The organism is Rhizobium sp. P44RR-XXIV, from assembly GCF_001999485.2.
Lineage (GTDB): Bacteria > Pseudomonadota > Alphaproteobacteria > Rhizobiales > Rhizobiaceae > Rhizobium.
In genome coordinates, this window is the sequence record NZ_MPVZ02000028.1 from 226,733 (window position 1) to 252,057 (window position 25,325).

Genomic DNA, 25,325 nt, shown 5'->3' on the forward strand with positions numbered 1-25,325 from the left:
GGCTATTCGGTCCGACTCCCTATGTGCCGCTATGAGCGATCCTGACCGTCTTCACCTTGCGGTGACATACTGCTTTCAAATGCAAAGACGCCGCTTGGCCGTGCGCTTGCGGTACCATCGCCAAAGTCTGGCACTGAATATTCCGCCAGCAGCCGAAGCCGCGATGTCGGCAGATGCGCGCGCCATGGGTCGCCGATCAAGATCGTAATGCCTTGTGCCAGGCAGCGATCCAGAAATGTGATGATCCGCCCTGCAAGCGCCACATCATAGAAGAGATCACCAACGCAGACGATATCGATAGCCGGAGGCTTGCCGTTAGCCAAATCGGCGATGACTGTTTCGATGGTCACATCGTTCAGCGCTGCATTGAGCTCGATAGCTGCAATGGCATAGGGATCGACATCCGCCGCAAGTACCTGCGCAGCTCCTGCCTTTGCGGCGGCTATGCCCACAATTCCTGATCCGGCACCAAGATCGAGCACGCGGCGACCGATCACTGTCTCCGGCCGGTCGAGAAGATAGCGGGCCAGTACCAATCCTCCACCCCAATAATGCGCCCAATAGGGTGAACCGAATTGCGGATCTCGCTCCGCCAGGCGTCGCAAACCGCTATTGGGGGCTGCTTTATGCAGCCGAATCTCCGGAATGCCGGGAACGGGCAAAATAGGGAGGTTGGCGATGATGAACTGCCGTACCCAGTCGCGGTCTGTGGGGCTTTCCAAGTCGGGGCTCAATGTATCCTCTTGCCTGTCTCCAGAGACCTGTCTTCGGAGAGAATATCGATCAAATCGTCGGACCGCAGAGTGCGATATTTTCAAGTTATATCAAATAATTAATGGTCACTCTCATCAAGATTTTTAAATCCTTGCAGCAGTATCGTCGTTCAAGGGTGTCGCCAACAGGGCCGAATTGGGGTATTCATTTTGGCATGATGAGAACAGTTGCAGCGACGCACTGTTGACCGCAAGCGATGTTTTAGACCGCTTGTTTCCTTTCAAGGTTCCATCGGAAATTTCAAGCATGTCCAATGCCGACAAGCCAGTCGTGCAGCGCAAACCGCGTGCGCGTCGACGCAAGGCCGTTCCGACCGGCGATACACCGCTAGACTATATGTTGAAGGTGATGCGCGACGATGAGGCGGATCAAAAGCGGCGCGATGAGATGGCGAAAATTGCGGCGTCCTATGTGCATCAAAAGCCGAGCGAGCGTTCGGTAACCGGGACCAAGGGAGGCCGGGGTTTCACCATTGACTTAACCAATGCCACGGATGAGCAGCTTGCAACACTCGAATCCCTCTTCGGTCCGCTTGCCGGATCCGGCGGCGATGATGGCGGCGATCCAGGAGGAGAAGGCGAGGCGGACAAGTGAACGTGAACGGGCACAGCATGCCAGGCAGATTGCTGCGGATGCCGACCGAATTCGTGCCAATTGCCAATCGCTGGCGGGCTTCGTCCGAGAGGCCTGGCATGTCGTCGAACCCTCGGCCGATTATGTCCATGGCTGGCACATCGATGCGATCTGCCGCCATCTCGAAGCGGTCACCTCGGGCGAGATCACACGATTGCTGATCAATGTGCCGCCCGGCACGATGAAGTCGCTTCTCTGCGGTGTCTTCTGGCCGGCATGGGAATGGGGGCCGAAACACAGGCCGCAGATGCGCTATCTCGGCGCGTCCTATTCGGAACACTACGCCAAGCGTGACAACAGACGCATGCGCGATCTCGTTGCTTCAGAGTGGTATCAGGCGCTTTGGGGTGATCGGGTCAAGCTGACGAGAACCGGCGAGATGGCCTTTGCCAATACAAGCACGGGCTCTCGCCAGGGTGTACCCTTCTCGAGGTTGACGGGTGGTCGCGGTGATCGCGTCATCATCGACGATCCTCATTCGGTCGATGGCGCGGAATCCGAGGCGGAGCGCCTGTCGACGGTTCGCACATTTCGGGAGTCGGTGCCGACGCGGCTCAACGACCCGCAGCGTTCGGCCATCGTCGTGGTCATGCAGCGATTGCACGAGACTGATGTGTCTGGCACCATTCTGGCGCTGGGGCTCGGTTACGAGCATTTGATGCTACCGATGGAGTTCGAGCCGGAGCGGCGCTGTCGAACGTCGATCGGGTTCATCGATCCGAGAGTGGAAGAGGGCGAGTTGCTCTTTCCGCAGCGTTTTCCGCGAGATGTGGTGGAGCGGGACAAGATACCGCTCGGCTCCTATGCGGTTGCCGGTCAGTTTCAGCAGCGGCCTTCGCCGCGCTCGGGTGGCCTGTTTCAGCGCGGCGATTTCGAAATTGTTGATGCAGTTCCTGCCGGCGCCAGACGTTGCCGGGCCTGGGATTTTGCGGCCTCCAAGGAGCGGCCCGGCCGTCAACCGGACTGGACCGTTGGTCTGCGCATGGCATGGGTTGATGGCGTCTTCTACGTCGAGACGATCGCTCGTGGCCGCTGGTCGCCGGCAGAGGTCGAGCGCAATCTGAAGAACATGGCATCACAGGATGGGCCGACGGTGACGATCCGTATGCCGCAAGATCCGGGTGCGGCGGGCAAGGCTGATGCGGAAACCAAGATCAAGTTGCTGGCCGGCTTCCCGATCAGGGTTTTGTCCGCGACCGGTGACAAGGCTACGCGAGCCAAGCCGGCATCGGCACAGGCGGAAGCTGGAAACGTCAAGCTACTGCGTGGCGACTGGAACGAATCATTTCTGGATGAGCTCTGCGCCTTTCCGAACGCGCAATTCGACGACCAGGTGGATGCTTTTGCCGATGCTCTGAACGAACTCGCGCTGAATTCTTCCTTCAGCTTCAAGAATTTCTAGGCCCGCAAACGCGGGTCTCTTCATCACATCGATATCAAAGGACAATCCATGGGGCAGGTATTCTCGATGGTTCGCGACGGATTGGTGAGCCTTGCATCCCGCATGGGAACGGAGAGGGACAAGGCGGCTTCGGTCTTCTATGCGCAACCGATCCTGACAGACGAGCAGATTGTCGCCGCCTATCGTGGCGCGTGGCTGCCGCGTAAGATCGTCGATATACCGGCGCTGGATAGCTGCCGAAAATGGCGAAACTGGCAGGCTGCAGGCGATCAGATCGGTTTGATCGAGGCGGAAGAGCGCCGCCTCAATCTGCGCGGCAAGGTGCTGGAGGCGTCCACGAAGGCGCGTCTCTTCGGTGGCGCTGCGCTGTTCATCGGTGTCGATGACTCCGATCCAGCATTGCCGCTTGATGTCAAGGCGTTTGGCAGAGGCGGCCTCAAGCATCTGACCGTGCTCACGCGTCGTCAGCTTGCCGCCGGCGATGTGGACGGCGATCCGGCTTCCGAGTGGTACGGCAAACCGAAATTCTACACGCTCACCGGCGCCAACGGGATGCAGGTGATTATCCATCCGTCGAGGCTGGTCGCCTTCAAGGGGGCCATGATGCCGAACGAAGAATTCGGCGGGATGGACAGTCATGCCTGGGGGGAAAGTGTGCTGGCGGCGACATTCGATGCGATCAAGAATGCGGACAGCACGGCAGCTAATATCGCCAGCCTCGTCTTCGAGGCGAAGATCGACATTATCAAGGTACCGCAGTTTTCCGCCAATATCGGCAATCAGGCCTATGAAGACGCCGTTCTGCGCCGGTATGCGCTCGCCAACACCATCAAAGGCATCAACGGCACGCTCATCCTCGATGCCGAAGAAGACTATGACAGCAAGAGCGCGTCGCTCGCGGGCCTCACCGATATTCTGATGGCTTTCATGCAGATCGTCGCCGGTGCGGCCGATATCCCTGTGACGCGCTTGCTCGGCCAGTCGCCGGTCGGGCTGAATGCGACCGGCACGGCCGACATGAAGAATTACCACGACCGCATCCAGGCGATCCAGGAGCTGGACTATACGCCCGCGCTGGTGCGGCTGGACGAGTGCCTTATTCGTTCAGCCACTGGCGCTCGCGACCCTGCCGTCTTCTCCACATGGGCGCCCCTGGAGCAGATGAGCGAGAAGGAGCGCGCCGACATATTCAAGACGAAGGCGGATGCCGCACGCGCCTTGTTCGGATCTGCCGCCGGTGAGGAGATCATCGCGCGAGAAGCGCTCTCTGAAGCGTTGGTGAATGCTTTCGTCGAGGACGGATCGCTACCCGGATTAGAGGCGGCGATCAAGACGCCTGATCAATCGGAAAAGCCCAATCAGCCCAAACCGGCTTCCGCTCCGACCGATGGACCCAATGCCGTGTTCGAGCAGCCAGCGGCAAATCCAGCTGCATCATAGGCAGCAACTCCTTACTCTAAACCTCAGTCGGCTCCGACCAGGAGAAATCCCAATATGAACTTCACTGACACCGTAACCGTCGCGGGAACGCGACGGACCGGGGACGGCTATCTTGTCGCCGACGCCCGGATCGCCCGCACGGGCATTCAAAGCTACAGCGGCGCCGAGATAGGCAGGCCCGAGATGCGCACCGTGCGGATCTATCGGCCCGGAGCCGAAGTCTTTTCCAACGATACGCTCAAAAGTGCCGCTCACCGGCCGGTGACAAACGACCATCCGCCGGAAATGGTCACGTCGGAGAACTGGAAGAAGTATTCGGTCGGCCAGACCGGTGACGAGATCGCCGGGGAAGGGATTTTCCTCCGCGTGCCGCTGATGGTCAGCGATGAAGCGGCCATTCAGGACATCGAAAGTGGCAAGCAGGAGCTTTCCGCCGGCTACATCTGCGATGTCGATTTCACCGCGGGCATCACGCCTGCAGGCGAAGCCTATGACGCCATTCAGCGAAATATTCGCATCAATCATATCGCCATTGTGCGCCGTGGCCGAGCGGGCTCGAAAGTCCGCATCGGCGACGCAGCGGCACCGTGGGGCTGCTCTCCTCTCGCAGCCCCACGCTCCCATTCCGATGACAAGCAAAGCAAGGAAGGAATGATGCCCACGAAGACAATCATGATTGACGGCATCGATATCGAGGTCAGCGATCAGGTCGCGGAGATCATCACGACGCTGCAGCAACGGCTTTCCGATATGGAGGCCGCGCACCAGAAGGCCGTGGCCGTACGCGACGCGGAGCTTGATGCGCTCAAATCCGTCAAGCCCAGCGATGCCGAAATCGATCGGAAGGCCGAGGCGCGTGCCGACTTGATCGGCCTCGCCAGGACGATCGCTGGCAATATCAAGACGACAGGCCTCACCGATGCGGCGATCCGCAAGGCTGTCGTTATCGCCAAGGCAGGCGAGGGCGCCGTACAGGGCCGATCGGACGCCTATATCGACGCGCGTTTCGACATGTTGGCCGAGGGTCTGCGCGATAAGCCCGATCGCTTTGCCGATGCGGTCAAGGACGGGATCACCTCCGCGCAAACGTCGGCGTCCCCAGCCTTTAACGCCTATGCCGCCATGGTCCGCGACCTCCAGTCCGCGCATCTGGCCGCCAATCCCACCTAACCAGGTCAACGAAAAGGAGACGCTTCAATGGCGACTTATCAGACCACCTATGGAAACGCTTCTCGGAAGGGCCTGCACGGGCAGATCGCTTCGGAGGAACACGCCAACAAGATCAGCCGCACCGTGGAGAACGCTGCTGGTATCAAGTTCGGCCAGCCCGTCCAGCGCGGCCTTGCCGATCATGGCGTTGCGCCCTTTGCCGCGGGCGGCAAGTTCATCGGTATCGCAGTGCTGACGCCGAACGTGCTGCCCGATGTGGCTCCGGCCGGCGGCTATGCCCAATTCGTCACCGGCGCATTCCTGACCGCCGGTCAGATGTATGTGCGAGCGGGCGGCGCGGTCTTGGACGGTGATGCCGTCTACTACAATCCGACGACCGACGCTTACGTCAACGCTGCCGGCACCGGCATCGTCGGCCCTATTCCCGATTGTTTCTTCGACACGAGCGGCAGCAACGGCGACATCGTCGAGATCTCGCTCAAGCACAGGAGCGCCTAATCCATGAACCAATTCGTTCGACAGCATTTCGCCGATGCCCAGGCGGCCTATTCCTTCGTGATCGCGCAGGGCCGCAATATCGAGACGCGCATCTACCAGCGGCGCTATCCGACCTTCAATTACGGCCTGCATGTGCCTGTCGTCACCGAGGGCAATGAATGGGCTGCCGGCACGACCTTCTTCACCGTCGACAGCGCCGGCGAGGCGAAGTTCCTCTCGGCCGCCGGTACGGACATGCCGTTCAACCAGTCGACGCGCGACAGCGCCAGCCATGATTTTGCGATGATCGGCTCCGGCTGGGAATGGAACCTCGAGGAAGTCAATCAGGCCGCACTCTATAATCTCGATCTCAACGCCTCCAATGCCATTTTCGCCGCCGATAAGATCGAGCGCCTGCTCAATTCCGTCGCCATGACCGGCTCGACGGAAAAGGGCTGGACCGGTTTCGTCAACGATCCGAAGGTGTCGCGCGTCGATGTCGCTGCCGATGGCACAGGCGGCTCGACCAACTGGTCTGCCAAGACGGCCGATCAGATCCTGCGCGACGTCAACGATCTTATCGGCGGCGTGCGCAAGAGGACCGGCGAGGTCGAGTGGGTCGACAGCCTGCGTCTGCCGCCGGAAGCCTTCCGCCTGATCGCCACCAAACGCCTTGCCGATGGTGACGGTTACATCACGGTGCTGGAATTCCTGCGGCGCGGCAACGTCTACACCGCCGAGACAGGGCAGCCGCTCGATATCCAGCCGCTGCGCGAGTTGGCGACGGCCTCGCAGGATGGCGGCGGCCGCATGGTTGTCTACCGCCGTGACCCGGAGGTGCTGCGCTTCCATCTGCCGATGCCGCGCCGGCGTGCTGCAGCCGCGCAGAAGTCGATCATGAGCTTCGAGACCGGCATCATCGCCCGCACCGGCGGCACCGAAATGCGCCTGCCGGCGGCCATGGCCTATGGCGACGAGATCACTGCTGCCTGATGCTGAACTCCCTCTCTCCGCTTCATGCGGGGAGAGGGTATTTTCCCCAACGATCGACATCGGAGCCTTCATGTCCGCATCCCTTTACGGCACGCTTGCTGCCGCCGATGCCTATTGTGCCGATCGCGGCAAGGCGGCCTGGGCCGCGGCCAGTGATGGTGATCGCCTGGCGGCGCTGGTGCGCGGATCTCAGGCGATCGATGCTCTCTACGAGCCGAGATTCACCGGAAGACGGGCCGGCGGCTATGATCAACCACTCTCCTGGCCTCGCAGTGAAGCCATGACGGTCAACGGCGAGCCGATCACCGAGAGCACATTGCCGCTGGCCGTGACCTATGCGGCTTATGAGGCCGCAGCGCTTGAGCTTTCCGAGCCGGGCAGCCTGACGCCCGTCATCGTTGCGGCTCGAACGGTGAAGCGCGAGAAGGTGGGACCGCTGGAGACGGAATATGCCGTTGCCGGCACGAGCGACGACATGATCGCCTCCGCAAAGCCGGTTCTGACCATGCTCGACGGGCTGCTTTATCCTCTCCTGCGCCCGGTGCTGCCGGGCATTCTGGTGGTGTGATGGACACTTTCGATTACAGCAAGGGGCGGGCGACCGCCGAGCGGCTGATCGCCAAATTCGGCCAGAAAGCCGTTCTGCGGCGCATTACGAGTGCCGGGCCGGATTACGATCCCGTGCAGACGTGCGAGGACTTTCCGTGTTCGCTCGTCGATCTCGACCAATCCCAGGCGCATGTCGCCGACACGCTGATCCAGCGCGGCGATCGCATGGTTTATCTCTCGACCGAGGGGCTTTCGGTTACTCCGACGCTGGCGGACAGGGTGCTAATCGGCGGCGTCGAGCATGCGATCATTGATATCCAGCCGCTATCGCCGGGTGGGACTGTCGTGTTTTGGCAACTGCAGGTGCGGCGATGACGGCGCTCCTGCGTTTCAAGACGATCCTGACGCTTTGGCTGCTGGCGCGCGTCATCCTGCTGCTCAACCGGGTTTCACCGTTGCCGGGGATTGAAAAGAGCGGTGGGATGAAAGCCGAATCCCGAACCGCCAAATCTGCGGCTCGTGCCCGTTATGGCCATCTTACCCTTTTGAATTTCGAGCGGCGTGGCTCTTCACCTGGCGACGCCGCCGATGATGCATAACCCTATCAAGGGGCAATCGACATGGCTTCCTCGAATTTCTCTACTGATATCGCCGCGTGGGCCGAGCGGACCAAGCGCCGCATGGAAGAGGTGGTGAGCCTCTCCACGCAACGGCTGGCCGAGGCGATCGTCGAGGCAACGCCTGTAGCCTCCGGCGAACTTGTTAATTCCTTCCGGGTCTCAGCCCCGCCACGGCAAAGCGGGGATGCGGAGGAATCCAATGAAGGCCAGCCGGTCAATCTGGCCGGTCTAGGCGTGCCGTTGGGCGGCATGATCCATATGGGTTTCACCGCGCCGCATGCTGCCGAAGTCGAATATGGCAAGGATGGGCAGGCGGGGCAGGGCATGGTGCGGCTTGCGGCACAGGCATGGCCCGACATCGTCGCGAGCGCCGCGCGCGACACGACGGACTGATCCCTCGAAATTTCAACATCATAGACATGGGTGACACATGGCGACGGCGACGGACGCTATCATTCTGGCGGCACTGCTGGATCATCTGGCAGCGCTCCAATTTCAGCCGCCATTGCCGGTGGCGCTGCCGGGCATTGCCTTTCCGCCGGTGGGGCAAGCTAAGCCGGATAACTATCTGGCCGTCAGCTTCCTGCCCAACCGCCCCCGGCAGGTGACGCTTGGCGACGATCCGCAGCAGAAGCTCGGGCTTCTGCAGGTTTCCGTCTATTGGAAGGCCGGCGGCGGGCTGATCAAGCCACTCGATGCCGCCGGCCTGGTCATCGACCACTTCAACAACAAGACGCTGTTTGCCTCTGGCGTGAAGATCACGATCAGTGGCGAGCCGTGGGCCGCAGGCCCGATCCAAGAGGATGACCGCGTGCAGATACCGGTCACCATTCCCTACACCGCCTTTGAACCGGAGACATGATCCATGGCGAACAAAAGCACGAAGAAGGGCTCGAAAGTCTACGTATGCGAGACGCCCCAGAATACCGACCTGACGGCCACGGCCTATGCCGCGCTGACCTGGGTGCAGGTGGGCAAGGTCGGCAAGGTGGGCGATTTCGGCTCGGAATCCACCATCAACAACTACAATACGCTGGATGAGCCGGTGCAGCAGAAGCAGAAGGGCGTTTCCAACGCCGGCGACCCGGAGCTCGAAGTCGCCTCCATCGCCGACGATCCCGGCCAGGACATTCTGCGCGCCTTCGGCGATCCGCTGAACATCAATAACATGGCGATCAAGGTCGAGCGCAATGACGCGCCGCAGGGCAAGACCAACACGGTCTTCTATTCGCGCGGTGTCGTTTCCGGCCCGCTCTATCCCGGCGGCGGCTCCGACGATTTCGATCTGGAGAAGTTCAAGATCGGCCTCAACCAGCTGCCGATCCGCATCGACCCCGTCACCACGCCGTAAGCGCGATCTTTCGGAACCTTGCGCGCGTCGCCCTCCTGCGGCGCGCGGCCACTCGAATATGTCCCAACCGATAAGGTGTTTCCTTGGATATCTCCAGTCTCGTCAATTCCGAAGATCTCTTCGAGCTGCAGCTCCTGCATCCGGCCACCGAGGAGCCGCTCGGCATCTCCTTCATGATCCGCTCGGCCGAGAGCAACGAGGTGAAAAAGATCGTTCGCCAGCATAGCGACCGCTTTCTCGCCAGCCGCAAGAAGAAGCTGACCACCAGCAAGGTCGAGGCCGAATATCTCGACAAGGCCGCCGCCGCCATCGCTTCCTGGAGCTGGGGCGAGCAGCAGTGGAAGGGCGAGCAGCCGGTGCTCTCCTTCGAGAAGGCCCGCGAAGTCGTCGAGGACGCCGGCTGGATCTACGATCAGGTGGCCGGCGCCTCGGAGGACCGCGCAAATTTTATGAAGAGCTTGCCGAAGGGCTTTCAGAAGCCGTAGGGATCGTTGCGCGCTATGATTGCGTGCGCGATACAAACGGCGAGACCCGGCGCGAGCGCAACGAGGCCTTTGAGCTTATCAGCCCGGAGGCCGAGGTGCCGGAGGCCGGCCATGCGCTCTGGGACTGGTTTTGGGACCTGCGTTCGGCGCAGGCTCCCGGCTTTTCCGGCCCGGCGCCGCTCTCCCATCAGGAAATGCTGGCCTGGCTGCAACTGACCGGTAACCTCCTGCGCCGCGAGGACATCGCCGTGCTGAAGGCGATGGACGGGCGCTATTGCCAAGCGGTGGAGGAGGAGACAGAGGCGATCAGGGCGCGGGAGGCGGGGTAGCTATCTCGCGCACTTAACCGTATGTACAAAATACCACTGGAAAACACCCGAAAACTACCAGTTTCGATCCCTTTATCGTCCTGTAAAGCATTCGTCAGAGTCAATCCTCCCGATTGCATCGGTTGATTGAAGAATCTTCTCTAAATTGTTTAGCATATCGGCAATAGCCTTAGAGGGAGCACCGATCGCTTTCAATTTGGATTTCTCCTCCTCGCGGACCAATGGGTAAAGGTCGGCTCCGAATACGTCACGGCATGCGTAAGCTATGGTCAGTTTGTGTAAAGATTGGTCGATGATTCTGCGTGATGAAGCGTTCGTATTCTGTTTATCATCGCCCGTCGCATTTGCGCTTGTAAAAAACAACGCAGCCAGCAATGTAGCGATGACACAGGGCAGCTTCATGAAACCTCCTATTTCGATTTATTCTTGCTTTGAAGTAGGTAAACCAATGTGCTCAGCCTTAGCCTATGGATTTTTAGGGTGCGTAAAATCGATATAGTTCTTTTGTGCGGTCTGCAGGTCGTGGTTTACGGTTGAAATATTCCACACGCATCCCTCGATACCCTCCTTCCGGCCGGGTTTGTTTTCGCTCTCGATAAACTTTTCAAGTCTGTTGACTCGTTGTGCCGCCATTTCCGGTGACAAGCCGATTTGCTGAAAAGCCTTCTCGGCATACGTCCGAATTGCGTTGTAATATGTCGTGCCAAGCACATCTCGGCATTGATAAGCAATCATGAAACTCACGTTCACACCATCGATGACTTTACCGGTCAGCTGGAGACGCTTGTGCTCGTCGTCAGCCAAGGCTTGGGTGATGATTGTGCACGCGAAGAATGCAGTCAGAAGTAGTTGAGGCTTCATTGTCGCTGCCGCTCTTATTAACGCTGCGTCTCTAACCACTCTGCGTTCGTTTTGCCGTCAACCATTACGTAGAGACGGTCCGCTCTGGAGGTGTCTTCATTGTCAGTTGGATATTGACATCTGGAGGTGCTGCGAATTGGTGTGCCATAAGCGTTAGGAGCATCGTAAGTTATAAGAACCTCAAACATCAGAGGTTTTACCCGGCCTTGGTCAAAATCTTTCATCCTGGCTCCCTGGATGAGCGGCCCATATTCGTCTCCCGCCAAATAGCGTTTGTAGTCGGCGCGGTTGAGAGGCTCGTTGGATTCTTTGATTTCGACCCGCTTGTATCCTGCTGGCGCTAAAAGTCTCAGTTTCAAAACCTCTTCGCACACGGTCACCAATTTCGATTCAGAAGAGCTACAGCCGCCAATGGCTGGCAGCAAAAAAGCCACGCTGACCAATCTCCACAATCTAATCACGAAATCCCCCATTCAAAGCGCAGGGTTGTATTTCGCATGGTTTTGAAAGGGATGCCAGTAATAGATGTTGCGATATTGATTACCGAACCGGTCGCAAACCTCCGCTACCGATGAGCGGTTATTTTGAATTTTAAGAGCGACATATCCATCCGCGTTTGAGCTGCTTGCAATTCCTCGAGACATTTTCCTGCCGCTGCTGTTGAAAATTTCGTAGATTTCCGACGAATGATTTCTATCGATTCATCGACAATCTTCGCCGCACTAACTTGCGAATTGCGAATGGCGTCAGGGCTACCTATCGCGCCTAGGAAAACAAACGCTTGTACTGTTCTCTCTCGCGCAAGGTCAAAATAGGAGACGCCAATTGCGTCTTGGCAAGCATAGGCAATATTCAAATAGTCCATCGCTTGCGTAATCAGTTCCTTAGCTGCCGTTTCGTCAGCGTCCTCCGCATAGACACTACTCGCGACCATGAATGCCGCTATAAATAAAAACACGCGCATAAAATACCCCCGGTTGAATCAACCATAAGACGATAGCGTACAATTCAAACAAAAGGAAAGCCTATGACGGACGTTGCTACGCTAAGTCTTGTGGTTGCTATTTCTAGCGTTTCCGAGGTGGGACATCAGGGATGACGACACGAGCGAGACGGGCCATTGGTTGTGTTGGTTAGATCTGGAATCTATTGAGTGCATTGTCACCGTAGTTCATTGCGCGCTCAATATCTCTTCGCCTTGCTGAAAAGCCATTCCGTGCTAGTTTTTTCATCAACCGTAACGCGGTATTCCCAGACGTTGGACGAATCTCCATTCGTGCCCAAATACGCGCAATTGGCGATGTATCTCACGGGAATTTTATATGCGTTGAATGCTTCATAAACTATTGAAGCATTGTACAAAATTGGTTTCAATTGGCCATCATCATATGACCTTAGATCGTCCTTAATCGAAGCGTCGTCCACGGGGGTTGGGTGGCCTGAAGACCTGGATGCACGCTGCCGTGCCAGAAGATAACCTTCTAGCTGCGTTCTATCGAGGTCTAACCCCTCGAGTTCAGAAACCTTGATGCGTCTGTATTCCGACGGCGAGATCAGGCGTTCTTTGAGAATTGCTTCGCAGGCGGTGACAAGCTTGGAATCGAAAAAATCGCAACCGCTTAAAAGTGGCAGCAAAAACGACATGGCCACAACATTTGAAATTAGCTTCATGGAATCCCCCGAGTACCCCCAACGGTTGATTTTTGCCATCTACTCAAAAGGTATGCCAGTGACCCATGCTGCAACTTTCGATTTATTCTCATATTAACGCTGCTTGTTCCGCCATTCCATCTCGGTATCGCCATCGATACTCACGACGAACTCATTAACCGTCGAATCGCCCCCAAATGCACTTGCGTATTCGCACCTGGAGACGCCACGAATTGGTGTACCGTAGGCGTTTGGTGCGTCGTAACTTATCTGAAGAATATACCGCATAGGCTTTGCCGCACCGCTGTCAAAATCGTCCATCGTGACTGCCTGGAGCGCAGGAGAACCTTTGCTGCCGAAGAGGTGTTTGTACTCTGCGCGGCCAATGACTTCTTCGGACCGTGTGATTTCGATCCGTTTGTATTCCGACGGTGACCGAAGCCTACCCTTGAGGACGCTTTCACACGCTGTGACGATTTTGGCGTCGAAAAGATCACAACTAGTCAACAACGATAGCAAAAGAGCCACGCCGGCCAATCTCCACAATCTGTCCACGAAATCCCCCGATCAAAGTTTGGGTTGTATTTCGCATGTTTTGAAAAGGTACGCCAGTGACGGATATTGCTACTTTGGGTATAAAATTTACGACTGTTGGCGCCGATCAGGTCGCCACAGGGATGAATCGTGTTGCCGTTGCGGCCGACAAGGTGGAGTCGGCAGTAGGGGCATCGGCTCGCGCGATTGGTACGCTAAGTGGCAAGGCGGCTGCAAGCGCAGGAGCCATCGGTAAGGCGACGGCTAGCATGATAGAATGGAGGAACAGTTGTTCTTCTACAGCTGGCGCTGTCGACAAGGTTGCGGGTTCGCTTACTGGAATGAATGCTCAAAGCCAGAGCAACCAGAATTCAATCGCGGCGGTGGGCATAAAGGCGAAAGAATTGAAGGATGTCCTCATTGAAATGGGCACCCGAATGGCAAGTGGCGACTCCCCATTTATGATCGGCCTTCAACAAGGCGGAAAATTGGGCGAAATGCTCAGTGGAGCGGGGGGGCTTACTGGTATCGTTAGTGGATTGGGCAAAGCATTTTTATCAATGCTCAATCCCGTAAGCCTTGTAGCCCAGGTTTTAACCACTGCTGCGGCGGTGGGCATACAGTATTTCATGAATACGGGACGCGATATAAAAAGCGTAAACGATATTCTTAAACAGCACGCCGATCATATCTCGTCACTCGGCCCTGCATACCAACAGGCTATTGATAAACAAAAGAAATATGCCGAAAAAAGTTTAGCCCTCTCGAATGAGGAAATGGCGGATGATAAAGATGCCGCTCAAAAGAGGATTATGGCCGAATCCAAAAAAGCATACGATAATCTTAGTTACGAGGCCTACATTGACTATATGACGAGACCAATGAGCTTCGACGGCACTATGCAGGCAGGGGCATTTGATCCTGCCAGAAAGGCCATAGAAGAGCTTGGTGACTCCATCAAAGCCCAATCACCTAGATTTGTCGAATTTAATGAGAAGATTGCGCAGCTTGCGCAATCCGGTCAGCTAACGAGGGATGCTTCAGTGCGATTACGAGCACTGATTATCGACGCTGTGAATGCTGAGCAAAGCTTGGGCGGAGTTAGCGGCAAGACCGATTTAGTCGCAAGATCGTTCTCGAAGATGCAAGATAAGATCAACGAGGTCAACCCTTTTGGAACAAGCAAGCTGCAGAGTACGCAGCAAGCCCTCGATGATTTGCGCCGAAACATGCAAGCCGGCCAGACCTCGGCTGACGAATTGAAGAAAGCAATTCTTGAGCTGAGCCAAGCTCATCCGGATCTTTCACCGCTTTTGTCTGAAATTGGTCGCCTTGGTTTGGCAGCACTCACCACGAAGGCTAAACTACAAGAGATGCAGAATGCTGTCGTTCTGAAATCTAGCCGCAATCCGCCTCCGCCCCCGCCAAAGACTCTTAGCAACGAGGAGATGTTGCAAGCAAATAACTGGAGGGTTCGTTTTGGTTACGACGATGATCTTGCCGCTAATTTGAAGAGGCAAAGAGAGCAGTATGGAATGCCGGTCGTTTCGAGTAATTTTGCCAACGGCAACAATACGAGCGGTGGCGGAGCGAGTTACAGAGCCGAAGCAGCCAAGTCCGCTACTTTTGGCGATATTGTCGCCGACGCCAACAAGCGCATTACCTCGCTCAAACAGGAACAAGCAGCGCTTGGCATGACGGAACAGGCCGCAGCAAAAATGCGCTATGAAACCGAGTTGTTGAACAAGGCTCAGGAGAAGAACATCGCGCTCACGCCTGAGCAGAAGACGGAGCTCGGTGGTCTGGCGGCAGAGATGGCGTCCGTCGAGGCGGCAACAAAGAGCGCCCGAGAGGCGATGGACTTTGCCAAGGATCTCACGAAGGGCTTCATCTCAGATCTCAAAAGCGGCTTGAAGAATGGCGAATCCTTCTGGAAGTCTTTCAGCACGGCTGCTGTGAATGCGCTGAACAAGATTGCAGATAAGCTTCTCAATGATGTTCTGGATAGTCTGTTCAAGGTTAACGGTGCGGCGAGTGGCGGCGGTATTGGCGGCTTCTTCTCAAACCTTTTTGGATTTGGCGGCGGCGGTGGTTTCAACATCGGCTCGAATGCAACCGTGCCCACCTCCGGTTTCGATCCCTTCAGCGCTCTATCCGCTGGATGGGCAGAGGGCGGCTATACTGGTCCTGGCACCACCTATGAGCCGGCCGGCATCGTTCATGCCGGCGAGGTCGTCTGGAGCCAGAAGGATATTGCCCGGGCGGGCGGTGTCGGCGTTGTCGAGGCGATGCGGCTTGGGCGGCGTGGCTATGCCGATGGCGGCGTGGTCGGCGAGGGCGGGCCGCAATTGCTGCGGGCGCAGCCGGATGCTTCCGTTCCCATCCGTCGCCTCCGGGCCGATAACCAGAACGATGCCTCCGGTTCCGCTTCCGGCGTGCATGTCACGGTCGGCGTTTCCGTCGATGAGGACGCAATCTCAAGGCCTATGTGAAGAATGTCGCGCAATCGGAAGCGCAGAGTTCGACGCGGCAGGGGCTGAATGATTTCAATCAGCAGCTTCCCGATCGCGTCGCGCAGATCAACCGCAATCCCCGGAGGCGCTGATGGCCGTTTCCTATCCCTATAGCCTGCCGGCCTTTGCCGATCTTCTGAAGATCTCCAGCATCGTCTGGGACATTCAGCGCAATGACGAGCTTTCCGGCTCCGGCGATGGCCGGGTCTGGCAGGCGGAGCTGGCGCCACCGCTCTGGACCGGCACGGTGACGCTGGCCGACATGTACAATGCGGAGGCGAAACAGATCGCCGCCCGCATCCGCAAGCTACACGGCGCCCAGGAGGCGCTTTTTCTTTATGATCCGCTGTCGAAATATCCGCAGGCCGACCCCGACGGGACGAAGCTCGGGAGCGCTGCCGTCAGCATCGCGGCGCTCGGCGACGACAATGCCTCGCTCAGCCTCAAGGGCCTGCCGGCGGGCTATCGGCTGACGGTCGGCGACAAAATGCAGGTCGGCTATGGCGGCCGCTATGCCTTTCTCGAAGTCTCGGAAACGGTTGGTGCCAGCGGGCAGGGGATCACGCCCGTCTTCGGCGTCTTCCCGCATCTGCCGGCGGGCTTTGCTGCCGGTCTCGGCGTAACCCTGCTGCTGCCGGCCTGCAAATGCCTGGTCATGCCGGGCAGCCACAATCCCGGCACAGCCAACGGTCCGATCACCTCGGGCGCCACCTTCAAGATCATCCAGAAGAAATAGACGATGAAGAACATCACCTCTGCCTTCTTCGCGGCGCTGACCGGCGCGCGCGACAAGGGGCTCGTGCCCCGTCGTTTCGTCTGGATCACCGGCAAGGATCTCGCCAGCGGCGCGCCCGCCTCGATCGGCCTGTGGACCGGCGACGACGACATCAACATCACCGTCACCTCGGGCATCACCGGTCTGCCGGAGGCGCGGACCTATTATGGTGGCCTCAATCTGCAGGTGAGCCCGATCCCGCGCACCGCCGATCTGACGATCCAGACCGTAACCATCACCATCGGCCAGATCGCGCCCGCCGTGCAGCAGCTCGTGCGCGGCTACGATCTGCGGCTGGCGCCGATCGAAATTCACGACATGACATTCGATACTGGCACGCGCCTGCCAAGTGCGGCGCCGGAAATCGCCTTTCTCGGCATTGCAGATGGCGCGCCGGTGAAGACGCCGGCCGTGGGGCAGGATGGCGATATCGAAATCTCCGCCATCTCCGCCGCGATCGCCATGCTGGAGCGCACCAACCCGGCCAAATCCTCCTATGAAGGCCAGAAGCGCCGTAGCGGCGATGAATTCGGCCTTTATTCCAGCACCGTCGCCAATTGGCAGATCCCCTGGGGGCAGAAATGAACAGCGATCTTGTCAGGGTCAAGAACTGGCGCGCCCGTTTCGTCGCCGAGATCGATCGGCTGAAGCGCACGCCCTTCGCCTGGGGTAGCCATGATTGCGGCCCGGGCCTTGCCGGCAATCTCGTGCTGGCAATCACCGGCGTCGACTGCGCCGCCCAGTTTCGCGGGGAGTATTCGACCGCCGCCGGCGCGCTGAAGACCATGAAGGCGGCGGGCTTCGACAACCTCGCCGATCTCGTCGGCAGCATGTTGCCGGAGATCCATCCGAGCGAAGCCCATATCGGCGACATCGCCGCCGTCCCGCATGAAGGCCCCTTCGGCTATGCCCTCGGCGTGGTCAACGGCGAGCGCATCTTCGTGCTGCGCGAGAGCGGGCTTGGCACCGTCGATCTGCTCGACGCCAAGCGCGCCTTCAAGGTCGGCTAGGCCGGCGATACGCCATCCATTTTATCTATGACCGGTGACATGTCGGCGCGGCTTTGGCTGCGACGACCCTTTCCCGCGCGCCAATCGAGGTCGTCCGATCCATGAAATATCTCATCCTGCTTCTGAACGTCCTCGGCTTCTGGCTGATGGCGGATGCGGCGCATGCCGGCCCTCTGGTCGCCGCCATTGGCGTGATCGCGCAACTTTTACCAATCGGCGCCATCGGCAAACTGTTTCTGACCGTAGCCCTCAATATCGGCTTATCGCTGATCGAAAAGGCGCTGGCGAAGAAGGATCAGCCGCAGCCGGTCGGCACCAAGCTCGAGATCAGCATGGGGGACGATCATGCGATGTCCTTCATCATCGGCAGCTACGCGACCGCCGGCAAGCGCAAGTATGCCGGTACCTGGGGAGACGACGGCAAGACGCCGAATGCCTATTTCACCGATGTCATCGAGGTCGGTAGTCTTCCCAACCGTGCCGGCGAGCGCGGCCTGACCAGCGTCTGGATCGACGACCAGAAGGTCGGCGTCCTCTGGGATCAGCCACATCCCGACGGGCGCGGCTTCCCGGTGCTGCAATATCGCGTCAAGAACAAGGACTATCTCTGGATCAAGTTTCTCGATGGCACGCAAACGGCGCCCGATCCTTTCCTGATGGCGAAGTTCGGCGCCCATGGCGAGCGTCCGTGGCGGCCGACCATGATCGGGCGTGGCTGCCAGATCGTTATCCTGACCTCGCGCTACAACAGCGATCTCTTCAAGGGTGTTCCCGCCGGCCTTTTCGAGCCGCATCCGCTGCCACTTTACGACGTCCGCAAGGATTCGTCGGTCGGCGGCAATGGCGGGCATCGATGGGCTGATCCCTCGACATGGGAGCCGAGCGCCAATCCGGCCATTATGGTCTATAACCTCGCTCGCGGCGTCTATTATGGGCCGGAATGGGTCTATGGCGGCCAGAATATCGGCGCTTTCTGCCTGCCCGCGGCAAACTGGATGGCCGCAGCCAATGCCTGCGACGCGTCCGTTCCGCTCGACGGCGGCGGTAGCGAGCGGCTTTTCGCGCCGGCTACGATGTCCAGTGTGACCAGGAGCCGCTCGATGCCGTTTCCGAACTGCTGAAAGGCTGCAACGGCCGCATGGCCGAAGTCGGCGGCATCTTCAAGATGCTCGTGGGCTCGCCGGGCGGCGCGGTCTACTCCTTCACGGATGATGATATCGTCGTTACGGAAGAGCAGGATTTCCAGCCATTCCCGTCCCTGTCGGCGACTTACAACGCTATCGAAGCGACCTATCCCGAGCCGGCGGAAAAGTGGGCGACAAAGGATGCGCCCGGTCGATACAATGCCGATCTCGAAGGGCAGGATGGCAATCGGCGCCTGCCGGCCGAAATTCAGCTTCTTGCCGTACCCTTTGCCAATCAGGTGCAGCGTGTCGGCCTGGCGATGATCCAGGACTACCGGCGTTTTCGCGTCCATCAGATATCGCTGCCGCCTGACGCCTATCCGCTGGAACCAAACGATGTCGTTTCGTGGTCATCGGCTCGCAACGGTTATGATGAGAAGAAATTTCTTGTCGTCAAAGTCGAGCCGCAGCCCAGTTTCCTGATCGTCGTTACCTTGAAGGAAGTTGATCCGGCTGACTATGACTGGCATCCCGGTTTGCAATTGCCGACCGCCATTGGCTGGCTTGGCCCCATCACACCGCCCTCACAGCCGATGATCGGCTGGACTGTAGAGCCTTCGACCATCAAGGACGCCGGCGGTATCGATCGGCGCCCTGCAATCAGGATCAGCTGCGCGCCGGATCTTGATGACGTCAGGGGCGTGTGGGTGCAGGTTCGTGTCAAGGCCAGTGGCGATGTGGTTTTCGACAGCGACAGCAATCCCTATGCCTTGCCCTATTCCTGGCAGCTTTCCGGCCAATGGACGCTGCCAAACGTAGAGTACGAGGCACGGGGCCGTTATATCCCGCAGTCGAACCGGGCAACCGATTGGTCGGCGTGGCTGACCGTCAAGACGCCGAATGTGCTCATTCAAGCGGCCGACGTCCTCGACGGCGCGATCGTCCAATCCAAAATCGCGGACGCGGCCGTGTCTGCAGCCAAGATCATGGACGAAGCTGTCGACAACTTGAAGCTCGCCAATCAGGCCGTTTCGACGGCGAAGCTTCAGGTGGCCGCCGTCACGGCTGATGTACTGGCAAGTGGCGCCGTCATTTCTGCGAAACTGGCCGACGGCGCCGTGACCGCCGCCAAGCTTGGTCAGGGGGCGGTGGACGCGACCAACCTTGCCAGCAGTATCAAGGCCGTGGAGGTGGTGGCCACTCTGCCGACGACAGATAATCTCGAAGGGCGGCAGGTTTTTCTGACGACGGATGGCAAGCTCTATCGCTATCACAATGGTGCATGGACAGCTGCCGTTGCGGCCGTAGACGTCAACGGGACGCTCACCGGCTCCCAGATCGCCGACAATGCTATCACGGGCAATAAGCTTGCGGCTCTGGCGGTTGATGTCAGTAAAATTGCCGATGGTTCGGTGAGTGCCACCAAACTCGCCGCCAATGCTGTCGATGCCACCAAATTCGCATCCGGCATACGGCCGGTTGAGATCGTTGCAAGCTTACCGACCTCGGGCAATATCGAAGGGCGCACCGTCTATCTGACCACGGATGACAAGCTCTATCGTTATACCGGCACCGTCTGGACGGCGGCGACGGCGGCTGGTGACATCGCCGGCCAAATTGTCGGAACGCAGATCTCTGATGGTGTGATTTCGACGCCCAAGCTCGCCGCCGGCGCGATCACCGCCAATACGATCGCGGCGGGCGCCATTACCACCGATAAGATCGCTGCCAACAGCATTACCGCTGGCCAGATCGCGGCCGGCGCGATAGGTGCGAATCAGATCGCGGCGAACTCGATCAGTGCCAAACAGCTCGTTCTCACCGACTTCTCGAACATCGCCGATAATGGCTGGCAGCAGGGCAATTTGTCTGGCTGGCAGGTGTATGGGCAACTTGCCTATGCCAATTCTAACGGCGAAGGGGCTGCATCTGGCTACTACATGCGGTCCGGCAACGGTGGCTGGCAAGCGCTTTCATCGTTGGTCGCATGTTCGCCGGGAGATGTTTATTATCTCGAAGCTTGGGCGCAGAACAATGACCTATCCAGTCAGGTTTCGATCTGGCTCGCTGGTTTTGATGTAAACAACGTCAATATTGCTAACACTTATGTTGCCACGACCGCGACCACAAATGCCTGGGCAAAGATCAGTGGACAGGCGATCGTTCCTGCCGGCGTCACCAAGTGCGCTCTGCTCCTGTATAACACCCGGGCATCCGGCTCGAATGTTCCGATAGAAAAGAGTGTTGCGTGGTCAAAGCCTGTGATGCGCCGTGCCTCCGGTGCGGAACTAATTGTTGATGGGGCGATCTCGGCTTCGAAAGTGGCCGCTAACGCGATATCTGCGGTCAACATCGCCGCAAATGCCATTACGGCTGACAAGCTTGTAATTGCCGACATGACCAATCGCGTGGAGAACCCGAATTTCGCATTTGGTGCGACCTCTTGGGGGCTCACCGTCGGTCTAAGCGTCATAACCGACGCCAGCAACGCATATGCGGGTAGCAATTACCTGAACATCGCAGCGCCAGCGATATTCACCTTCAACAGGAACGCCAACATCTTCCCGGTTATTCCGGGGGAGCAATATTTTTTGCAGACATTTGCGAAGCGGACGGGTGCGCCTTCGGATTCCGTCTCCTGCCGCATGCGCTTCATGGGATCAGATAAGATCACATTTCTGACCGCCATCGGGGTTACCGTCCCGACGACAACACCAACCACTTATACAGAGTATAACACCAGCATCACCGTCCCCGCCGGGGTTGTGTGGGCATGGGTCGACCTCGTTCCTACCAGCACGCTTACGGGTGCCGGTAGTTACCAGATCGGGTTCGTTTCCTGCCAGCGTAAAAGCGGCGGCAACCTCATTGTTGATGGCGCAGTCACCGCCGATAAGATCGCTGCCAATGCCATCACGGTCGGCACGATCTCGGCCGGCGCTGTGTCGGCGGCGCAAATCGCAACGGGCGCAATTACGGCTGATAAGCTGGCAGCGGGATCTGTTTCGACACAAGCTCTAGCGATCGGTAATGGCGGCAACTATCTTTCTAACTCAGATCTGTCTGCCGGCCTCACGGGATGGGGTCCTGAATGGTCGAATTCTGCCTCCAGGTTCACGCTCTCTCTGCGCGCGGACACATATGCTCCCGTTCCCGGCGCTATCGAAATTCGACAGAACAATGGTGATCAGGGCTTCGAATATGGCGTGACCTCTTACAAAGCCGATGGGACTGGTCAGCAGTTCGCTGTCAGGCCAAATGGCTGGTACGAGCTGTCCGTTTACTATCTCGGCCATCGCTGCAACGGAGTGCAACCCTACCTCGGGGTGTACGACGCCAACGGCGGTCTTCTCGCCTATCCCAGTTGGGGAGTTTTCCCTGCGGCCCAGAATATTGATCCGCAGAAAAGCCTCGCGAACTACCAGCGCTTCTGGGGCAAATACCAGATGCCCGCGAACGCGGCCAGGGCGATCGTCTTTTTCCGAATGAAGGGGACTGTTGCTGGTCAGAACGATAGTCTTCTGTGGCTGACCCGCATGTACTTTGGCGAAGCAAATCCCAATCAAACCGAGCCTAGCCCATGGAGCGATGGCGGCGTCACGATGATCGCTGGTGGCAATATTGTCGCTAACGCCGTGACGGCCGATAAGATTGCCGCGAACGCTGTGACGGCGGGCAAGATCGCTGTGAATGCGGTCATCGCTGGCACGATCGCGGCCGGCGCGGTTACGGCCACGACGATCGCGGGCGGCACGATCACCGGAGACAAGTTGGCCGCCAACACGATCGGTGCGGGCCAGATCGCGGCGAATGCCATCACAGCGAAGCAACTGGTCCTAACCGATTTCTCCAACATGGCCGATAACGGCTGGCAGACCGGCACGCTCGACGGCTGGGCAACGCAAAATACGCAGTCTTTCTATCTCGACACCGCCTCGGGAGACGCAGCTGGATATGTTCTGCAATCCCTCGGCCGGGATTGCGCCAGATCAAATTTTGTCGTTGTGACATCGAGCGAGATCTACGCCTTCGACGTGTGGGTCTACAATATCGATCCCAACCCGGCTAGCATTTATGCCGCCGTGCAGACGCCTTCGGGCGCTTGGGGTTTTAACGTCGTGGCCGGGACGAACGTTAAGAACGGATGGACGCGACTGCAGGGAAGATACTCGGTCCCGAGCGGCTTCACGAAGCTTGCCATGCTGCTGCAAGTCGACAAGACGGCCGGCACCGGCAATGCCTGTTTCTGGTCGAAGCCCGTCATGCGCCGAGCCGTCTCGGCCGAGCTGATTGTGGACGGTTCAGTCACTGCAAATAAGATAGCAGTCAATAGCTTAGACGCTATCACCGCTAACCTCGGCTCAGTAAATATTAGCTCGGCCGTCATCGGCACATTGCAGGTCGGCACCTCCAACATCCAGGCTGGCGCATGCACCGATACAGGTGTTGGCCGCGTCGCCGGTGTCCAGAATGTTAGTAGTAACGGCAACCCGTTCAACCTCGTCTCGTGTGGTGTCACCGTTGCGGGTGATGGCCGCGTCGTCGTTGATTGCATGGCTATTGCCCAGATCAACAAGAGTGGCGGCGCACAGAACTCGCAGGCTGTGGGCCTTAACATTTTCCGAAACGGTTTGGCCATTTTCTCCCAGGTCTACTACTTGCCTGTCGTGCGAACGGTTGTGAGTGGTGGTGGCAACGGCGGCACGTCGAGTGAAACTTACACGGCTGGATGGGTCGGCATTTCCGGTTTCTATGACGCTCCCGGTGCTGGCTGGCACGTCTACACGATGCAGATCAACAATCCTGGCAACACGATCGGATGGGCCGAAAGCAATATCGCGGCTTCATCGTACAAGAGGTAATCATGGTAGACGACAAACCTTCCGATCGGGGGCAGATTGTCAAGTTCATCACCGTTCGAACAGACGGGCAGATAAGACAATCCGGGGCTATTCAGCGCCAGCACCTAGAAACTTTCGCCGCCGTCTATCCTGGCTGCAGAACGATGGAAGTTCCTGCCGAGCAATACCGGCTCGATATCGACGCCCATTGCTATGTCCTTGACGGCATCATAACCGCCAAGGGCGTCGCGCTTGATGTCACCGAATACACCATTCGGGCCGATGGCGCGGACAAGGCGAGCTTTGCCGTGCCGGCCGGCACATCAGTCAATCACGACGGAGACATCGTCGTGATTGAGGACCATCTCTTTGAGTTTGCGACTGACGTTTTCGGTGACCACCAGTTTCGCTTCCTGGCGCCCGCCGCCTTTTATGATTTCGAGGTGACTATCCATGCTGTTTAGCATCGCCGCTGATCTCACTCTGGAGCGTGTCCAGGCGCAGACCAACATCGATCGACAGGTCAGGATGGCCCGCGTGATGTTCATCACCGTCATCCCCGGCCAGGAGGCCGTCTATGCGATGAAGCTTCGCGAGGCGCAGTTGATCGTTGCCGATCGGCAGCAGGGTGCGAATGTACCCGAAGGCGAGACTTCGCAGATCACTGTCGAGGCCGCCGAACATGGCGTTAGCCGTTTCGAAAAAGCTGTCGAGATTCTAACACGCGACCAACATTGGGCGGCCGGATCGCAGATGATTGAAGCCCTTCGCCGATCGGCAAACGCCGCCCTGGCCGCCGCCAAAACTGCTCCCGAAATCCGTGCCGCCGCTGAGATCGATTGGCGGGCCGTTCGCATCTTTGCTCAAACCTAACGCAGAAAGGACTGCCATGTACCGCATTGACAGCATGTATGAACCGATGGTCGAGGCGCTGCTCGCCGGCCGATCGGAGAACAAGGCTGATCGCTGGATGGCCTGCGTTGCCTTCTGGCTCGGCCGACAGCAGATCTACAATGTGCCTGATTTCTGGCTGGCCCTTGCCGCCAAGATCACCTCAGGGCTGGATGCGGCCGACAGGGAGGCCATTCTTGATCAGCTAAGCAACAAGGAAGCCGCCCTGGTTAACCCGGCCGAGGATTGGCCCGAGACACCCGGCAGCCTTTTGGCCGTCGTCGCCAGTTGGTCTCCAGAGCCGGTTCCCGTCGATCTCTATGCCTATGCAGCGACCAAGCGTTACGCCATCGAGACAGGCGGCATCGTCATCGACGGCATGCGGGTTATGACCGATCGGGCCAGCCAGTCGTTGATAACTGGAGCCTATAACTATGTGCAGGCAAACTCGGACGTGCTCGTGAAGTTCAAGACGGCAGCGGGTTTTGTCGAGCTGACAGCTGCGCAGATGACGGCGATCGCCAATATGGTCGGTGCACATGTGCAGGCGAGCTTTGCGGCCGAGGGCGAAGTCAACAAGCAGATCATTGCCGGCACGATCACCACGATCGCGGAAATCGATGCCTATGCCTGGCCCTCTAGGGCTATGGCCTAGTGGTTTTTCCAACGAGCCCTTGAATAGACAATCCGAGATTTCGGCTCACGCACAACTTTCCCGTCTCGGGCGCAGCTTAGTGTTTCAACAACGGAATACTTCTGCTCTCCAAGAATCGGCAACGACCGATATCGGCAAACATTCATACGCTTGATGCGACCAGCATGAGCTGCATTCGCATTGCAGTGGCTGCCTCCAGAAGCTGAGACTCTGACATAAAGTATCCTGGCTTGGTCAAGGAGTGCTGT

Annotated in this window: 29 protein-coding genes; 23 read left to right on the forward strand and 6 right to left on the reverse strand. The window is 58.2% G+C overall.

The features are described 5' to 3' along the window. Nucleotides 1-29: 29 nt before the first annotated feature. Complete coding sequence (locus BSK43_RS18210) at nucleotides 30-734, reverse strand: 50S ribosomal protein L11 methyltransferase (protein ID WP_136687094.1); 705 nt, start codon at nucleotides 732-734, stop codon at nucleotides 30-32. A gap of 223 nt (nucleotides 735-957) precedes the next feature. On the opposite strand from BSK43_RS18210, the gene BSK43_RS18215 reads away from it, so the two are divergent. The 14 genes from BSK43_RS18215 (at nucleotide 958) to BSK43_RS18280 (ending at nucleotide 10,223) form a co-directional block, all read left to right on the forward strand. After that, the gene (locus tag BSK43_RS18215) at nucleotides 958-1,368 is read left to right on the forward strand and encodes a hypothetical protein (protein WP_246662631.1); all 411 of its coding nucleotides are present in this window, start codon (nucleotides 958-960) and stop codon (nucleotides 1,366-1,368) included. Further along, a complete protein-coding gene (terL, locus tag BSK43_RS18220) occupies nucleotides 1,325-2,809 on the forward strand; it encodes a phage terminase large subunit (protein WP_205910637.1) in 1,485 nt (494 codons plus the stop codon). The genes BSK43_RS18215 and terL overlap by 44 nt, the downstream gene beginning before the upstream one ends. Before the next feature lie 48 nt (nucleotides 2,810-2,857). After that, nucleotides 2,858-4,249, forward strand: coding sequence for a phage portal protein (locus BSK43_RS18225; RefSeq protein WP_077469209.1), 1,392 nt, complete (start codon nucleotides 2,858-2,860; stop codon nucleotides 4,247-4,249). A gap of 54 nt (nucleotides 4,250-4,303) precedes the next feature. Further along, nucleotides 4,304-5,419, forward strand: coding sequence for a DUF2213 domain-containing protein (locus BSK43_RS18230; RefSeq protein ID WP_077469207.1), 1,116 nt, complete (start codon nucleotides 4,304-4,306; stop codon nucleotides 5,417-5,419). A 27-nt stretch (nucleotides 5,420-5,446) separates the two neighbouring features. Beyond that, nucleotides 5,447-5,917: a DUF2190 family protein gene (locus BSK43_RS18235; RefSeq protein WP_077469205.1), complete on the forward strand. Its 471-nt coding sequence runs from the start codon at nucleotides 5,447-5,449 to the stop codon at nucleotides 5,915-5,917. A 3-nt stretch (nucleotides 5,918-5,920) separates the two neighbouring features. Beyond that, the gene (locus BSK43_RS18240) at nucleotides 5,921-6,889 is read left to right on the forward strand and encodes a DUF2184 domain-containing protein (protein ID WP_136687096.1); all 969 of its coding nucleotides are present in this window, start codon (nucleotides 5,921-5,923) and stop codon (nucleotides 6,887-6,889) included. A gap of 70 nt (nucleotides 6,890-6,959) precedes the next feature. Next, nucleotides 6,960-7,457 carry a DnaT-like ssDNA-binding protein gene (locus tag BSK43_RS18245; protein WP_077469201.1) on the forward strand — a complete coding sequence of 166 codons (498 nt, stop codon included), beginning with the start codon at nucleotides 6,960-6,962 and terminating at the stop codon, nucleotides 7,455-7,457. Further along, on the forward strand, nucleotides 7,457-7,813 hold the full coding sequence (locus BSK43_RS18250) for a hypothetical protein (protein ID WP_077469199.1): 357 nt from the start codon (nucleotides 7,457-7,459) through the stop codon (nucleotides 7,811-7,813). The genes BSK43_RS18245 and BSK43_RS18250 overlap by 1 nt, the downstream gene beginning before the upstream one ends. Further along, on the forward strand, nucleotides 7,810-8,037 hold the full coding sequence (locus BSK43_RS18255; protein ID WP_077469197.1) for a hypothetical protein: 228 nt from the start codon (nucleotides 7,810-7,812) through the stop codon (nucleotides 8,035-8,037). The genes BSK43_RS18250 and BSK43_RS18255 overlap by 4 nt, the downstream gene beginning before the upstream one ends. A 21-nt stretch (nucleotides 8,038-8,058) precedes the next feature. Continuing rightward, entirely contained in the window at nucleotides 8,059-8,451 is a 393-nt protein-coding gene (locus tag BSK43_RS18260) for a hypothetical protein (RefSeq protein WP_077469195.1), read from the forward strand. 37 nt (nucleotides 8,452-8,488) lie between these two features. Beyond that, on the forward strand, nucleotides 8,489-8,920 hold the full coding sequence (locus tag BSK43_RS18265) for a phage tail terminator-like protein (RefSeq protein ID WP_077469193.1): 432 nt from the start codon (nucleotides 8,489-8,491) through the stop codon (nucleotides 8,918-8,920). A gap of 3 nt (nucleotides 8,921-8,923) precedes the next feature. Then, complete coding sequence (locus BSK43_RS18270) at nucleotides 8,924-9,409, forward strand: hypothetical protein (protein WP_077469191.1); 486 nt, start codon at nucleotides 8,924-8,926, stop codon at nucleotides 9,407-9,409. Nucleotides 9,410-9,492: 83 nt separating this feature from the next. Further along, the gene (locus BSK43_RS18275) at nucleotides 9,493-9,894 is read left to right on the forward strand and encodes a hypothetical protein (protein ID WP_015340441.1); all 402 of its coding nucleotides are present in this window, start codon (nucleotides 9,493-9,495) and stop codon (nucleotides 9,892-9,894) included. A gap of 23 nt (nucleotides 9,895-9,917) precedes the next feature. Beyond that, nucleotides 9,918-10,223 (forward strand): hypothetical protein, encoded by a 306-nt coding sequence (locus tag BSK43_RS18280; protein ID WP_077469189.1) that lies wholly within the window; start codon nucleotides 9,918-9,920, stop codon nucleotides 10,221-10,223. A gap of 72 nt (nucleotides 10,224-10,295) precedes the next feature. On the opposite strand, the gene BSK43_RS18285 is transcribed toward BSK43_RS18280, so the two are convergent. From BSK43_RS18285 to BSK43_RS18305, 5 genes are all read right to left on the reverse strand, one after another. Then, entirely contained in the window at nucleotides 10,296-10,625 is a 330-nt protein-coding gene (locus tag BSK43_RS18285) for a hypothetical protein (RefSeq protein ID WP_077469188.1), read from the reverse strand. A 63-nt stretch (nucleotides 10,626-10,688) separates the two neighbouring features. Next, nucleotides 10,689-11,084, reverse strand: a complete 396-nt coding sequence (locus BSK43_RS18290; RefSeq protein WP_077469186.1) for a hypothetical protein — start codon at nucleotides 11,082-11,084, stop codon at nucleotides 10,689-10,691. Between the two features lie 17 nt (nucleotides 11,085-11,101). Continuing rightward, on the reverse strand, nucleotides 11,102-11,518 hold the full coding sequence (locus BSK43_RS18295) for a hypothetical protein (RefSeq protein WP_136687098.1): 417 nt from the start codon (nucleotides 11,516-11,518) through the stop codon (nucleotides 11,102-11,104). Between the two features lie 131 nt (nucleotides 11,519-11,649). Further along, nucleotides 11,650-12,048, reverse strand: coding sequence for a hypothetical protein (locus BSK43_RS18300; RefSeq protein ID WP_077469183.1), 399 nt, complete (start codon nucleotides 12,046-12,048; stop codon nucleotides 11,650-11,652). Nucleotides 12,049-12,266: 218 nt separating this feature from the next. After that, entirely contained in the window at nucleotides 12,267-12,755 is a 489-nt protein-coding gene (locus tag BSK43_RS18305) for a hypothetical protein (protein WP_077469181.1), read from the reverse strand. A gap of 590 nt (nucleotides 12,756-13,345) precedes the next feature. Here BSK43_RS18305 and BSK43_RS18310 point away from each other — a divergent pair. The 9 genes from BSK43_RS18310 to BSK43_RS18350 all read left to right on the forward strand — a co-directional run bounded on the left by BSK43_RS18310 (nucleotide 13,346) and on the right by BSK43_RS18350 (nucleotide 25,077). After that, entirely contained in the window at nucleotides 13,346-15,760 is a 2,415-nt protein-coding gene (locus BSK43_RS18310; protein WP_077469177.1) for a phage tail length tape measure family protein, read from the forward strand. A 112-nt stretch (nucleotides 15,761-15,872) separates the two neighbouring features. Next, the gene (locus tag BSK43_RS18315) at nucleotides 15,873-16,517 is read left to right on the forward strand and encodes a hypothetical protein (protein ID WP_077469175.1); all 645 of its coding nucleotides are present in this window, start codon (nucleotides 15,873-15,875) and stop codon (nucleotides 16,515-16,517) included. Nucleotides 16,518-16,520: 3 nt separating this feature from the next. Further along, on the forward strand, nucleotides 16,521-17,141 hold the full coding sequence (locus BSK43_RS18320) for a hypothetical protein (protein ID WP_077469173.1): 621 nt from the start codon (nucleotides 16,521-16,523) through the stop codon (nucleotides 17,139-17,141). Next, a complete protein-coding gene (locus BSK43_RS18325; protein WP_077469171.1) occupies nucleotides 17,138-17,566 on the forward strand; it encodes a hypothetical protein in 429 nt (142 codons plus the stop codon). Before BSK43_RS18320 ends, BSK43_RS18325 begins: the two co-directional genes overlap by 4 nt. A 101-nt stretch (nucleotides 17,567-17,667) precedes the next feature. Then, complete coding sequence (locus BSK43_RS35745) at nucleotides 17,668-18,687, forward strand: hypothetical protein (RefSeq protein WP_246662632.1); 1,020 nt, start codon at nucleotides 17,668-17,670, stop codon at nucleotides 18,685-18,687. Between the two features lie 17 nt (nucleotides 18,688-18,704). After that, nucleotides 18,705-23,552, forward strand: coding sequence for a phage tail protein (locus BSK43_RS35750; protein WP_246662633.1), 4,848 nt, complete (start codon nucleotides 18,705-18,707; stop codon nucleotides 23,550-23,552). 2 nt (nucleotides 23,553-23,554) lie between these two features. Then, the gene (locus BSK43_RS18340) at nucleotides 23,555-23,995 is read left to right on the forward strand and encodes a hypothetical protein (protein ID WP_077469169.1); all 441 of its coding nucleotides are present in this window, start codon (nucleotides 23,555-23,557) and stop codon (nucleotides 23,993-23,995) included. After that, nucleotides 23,985-24,404 carry a hypothetical protein gene (locus tag BSK43_RS18345; RefSeq protein ID WP_077469167.1) on the forward strand — a complete coding sequence of 140 codons (420 nt, stop codon included), beginning with the start codon at nucleotides 23,985-23,987 and terminating at the stop codon, nucleotides 24,402-24,404. The genes BSK43_RS18340 and BSK43_RS18345 overlap by 11 nt, the downstream gene beginning before the upstream one ends. Nucleotides 24,405-24,420: 16 nt before the next feature. Continuing rightward, nucleotides 24,421-25,077, forward strand: coding sequence for a DUF4376 domain-containing protein (locus tag BSK43_RS18350; protein WP_077469165.1), 657 nt, complete (start codon nucleotides 24,421-24,423; stop codon nucleotides 25,075-25,077). Nucleotides 25,078-25,325 lie beyond the last annotated feature (248 nt).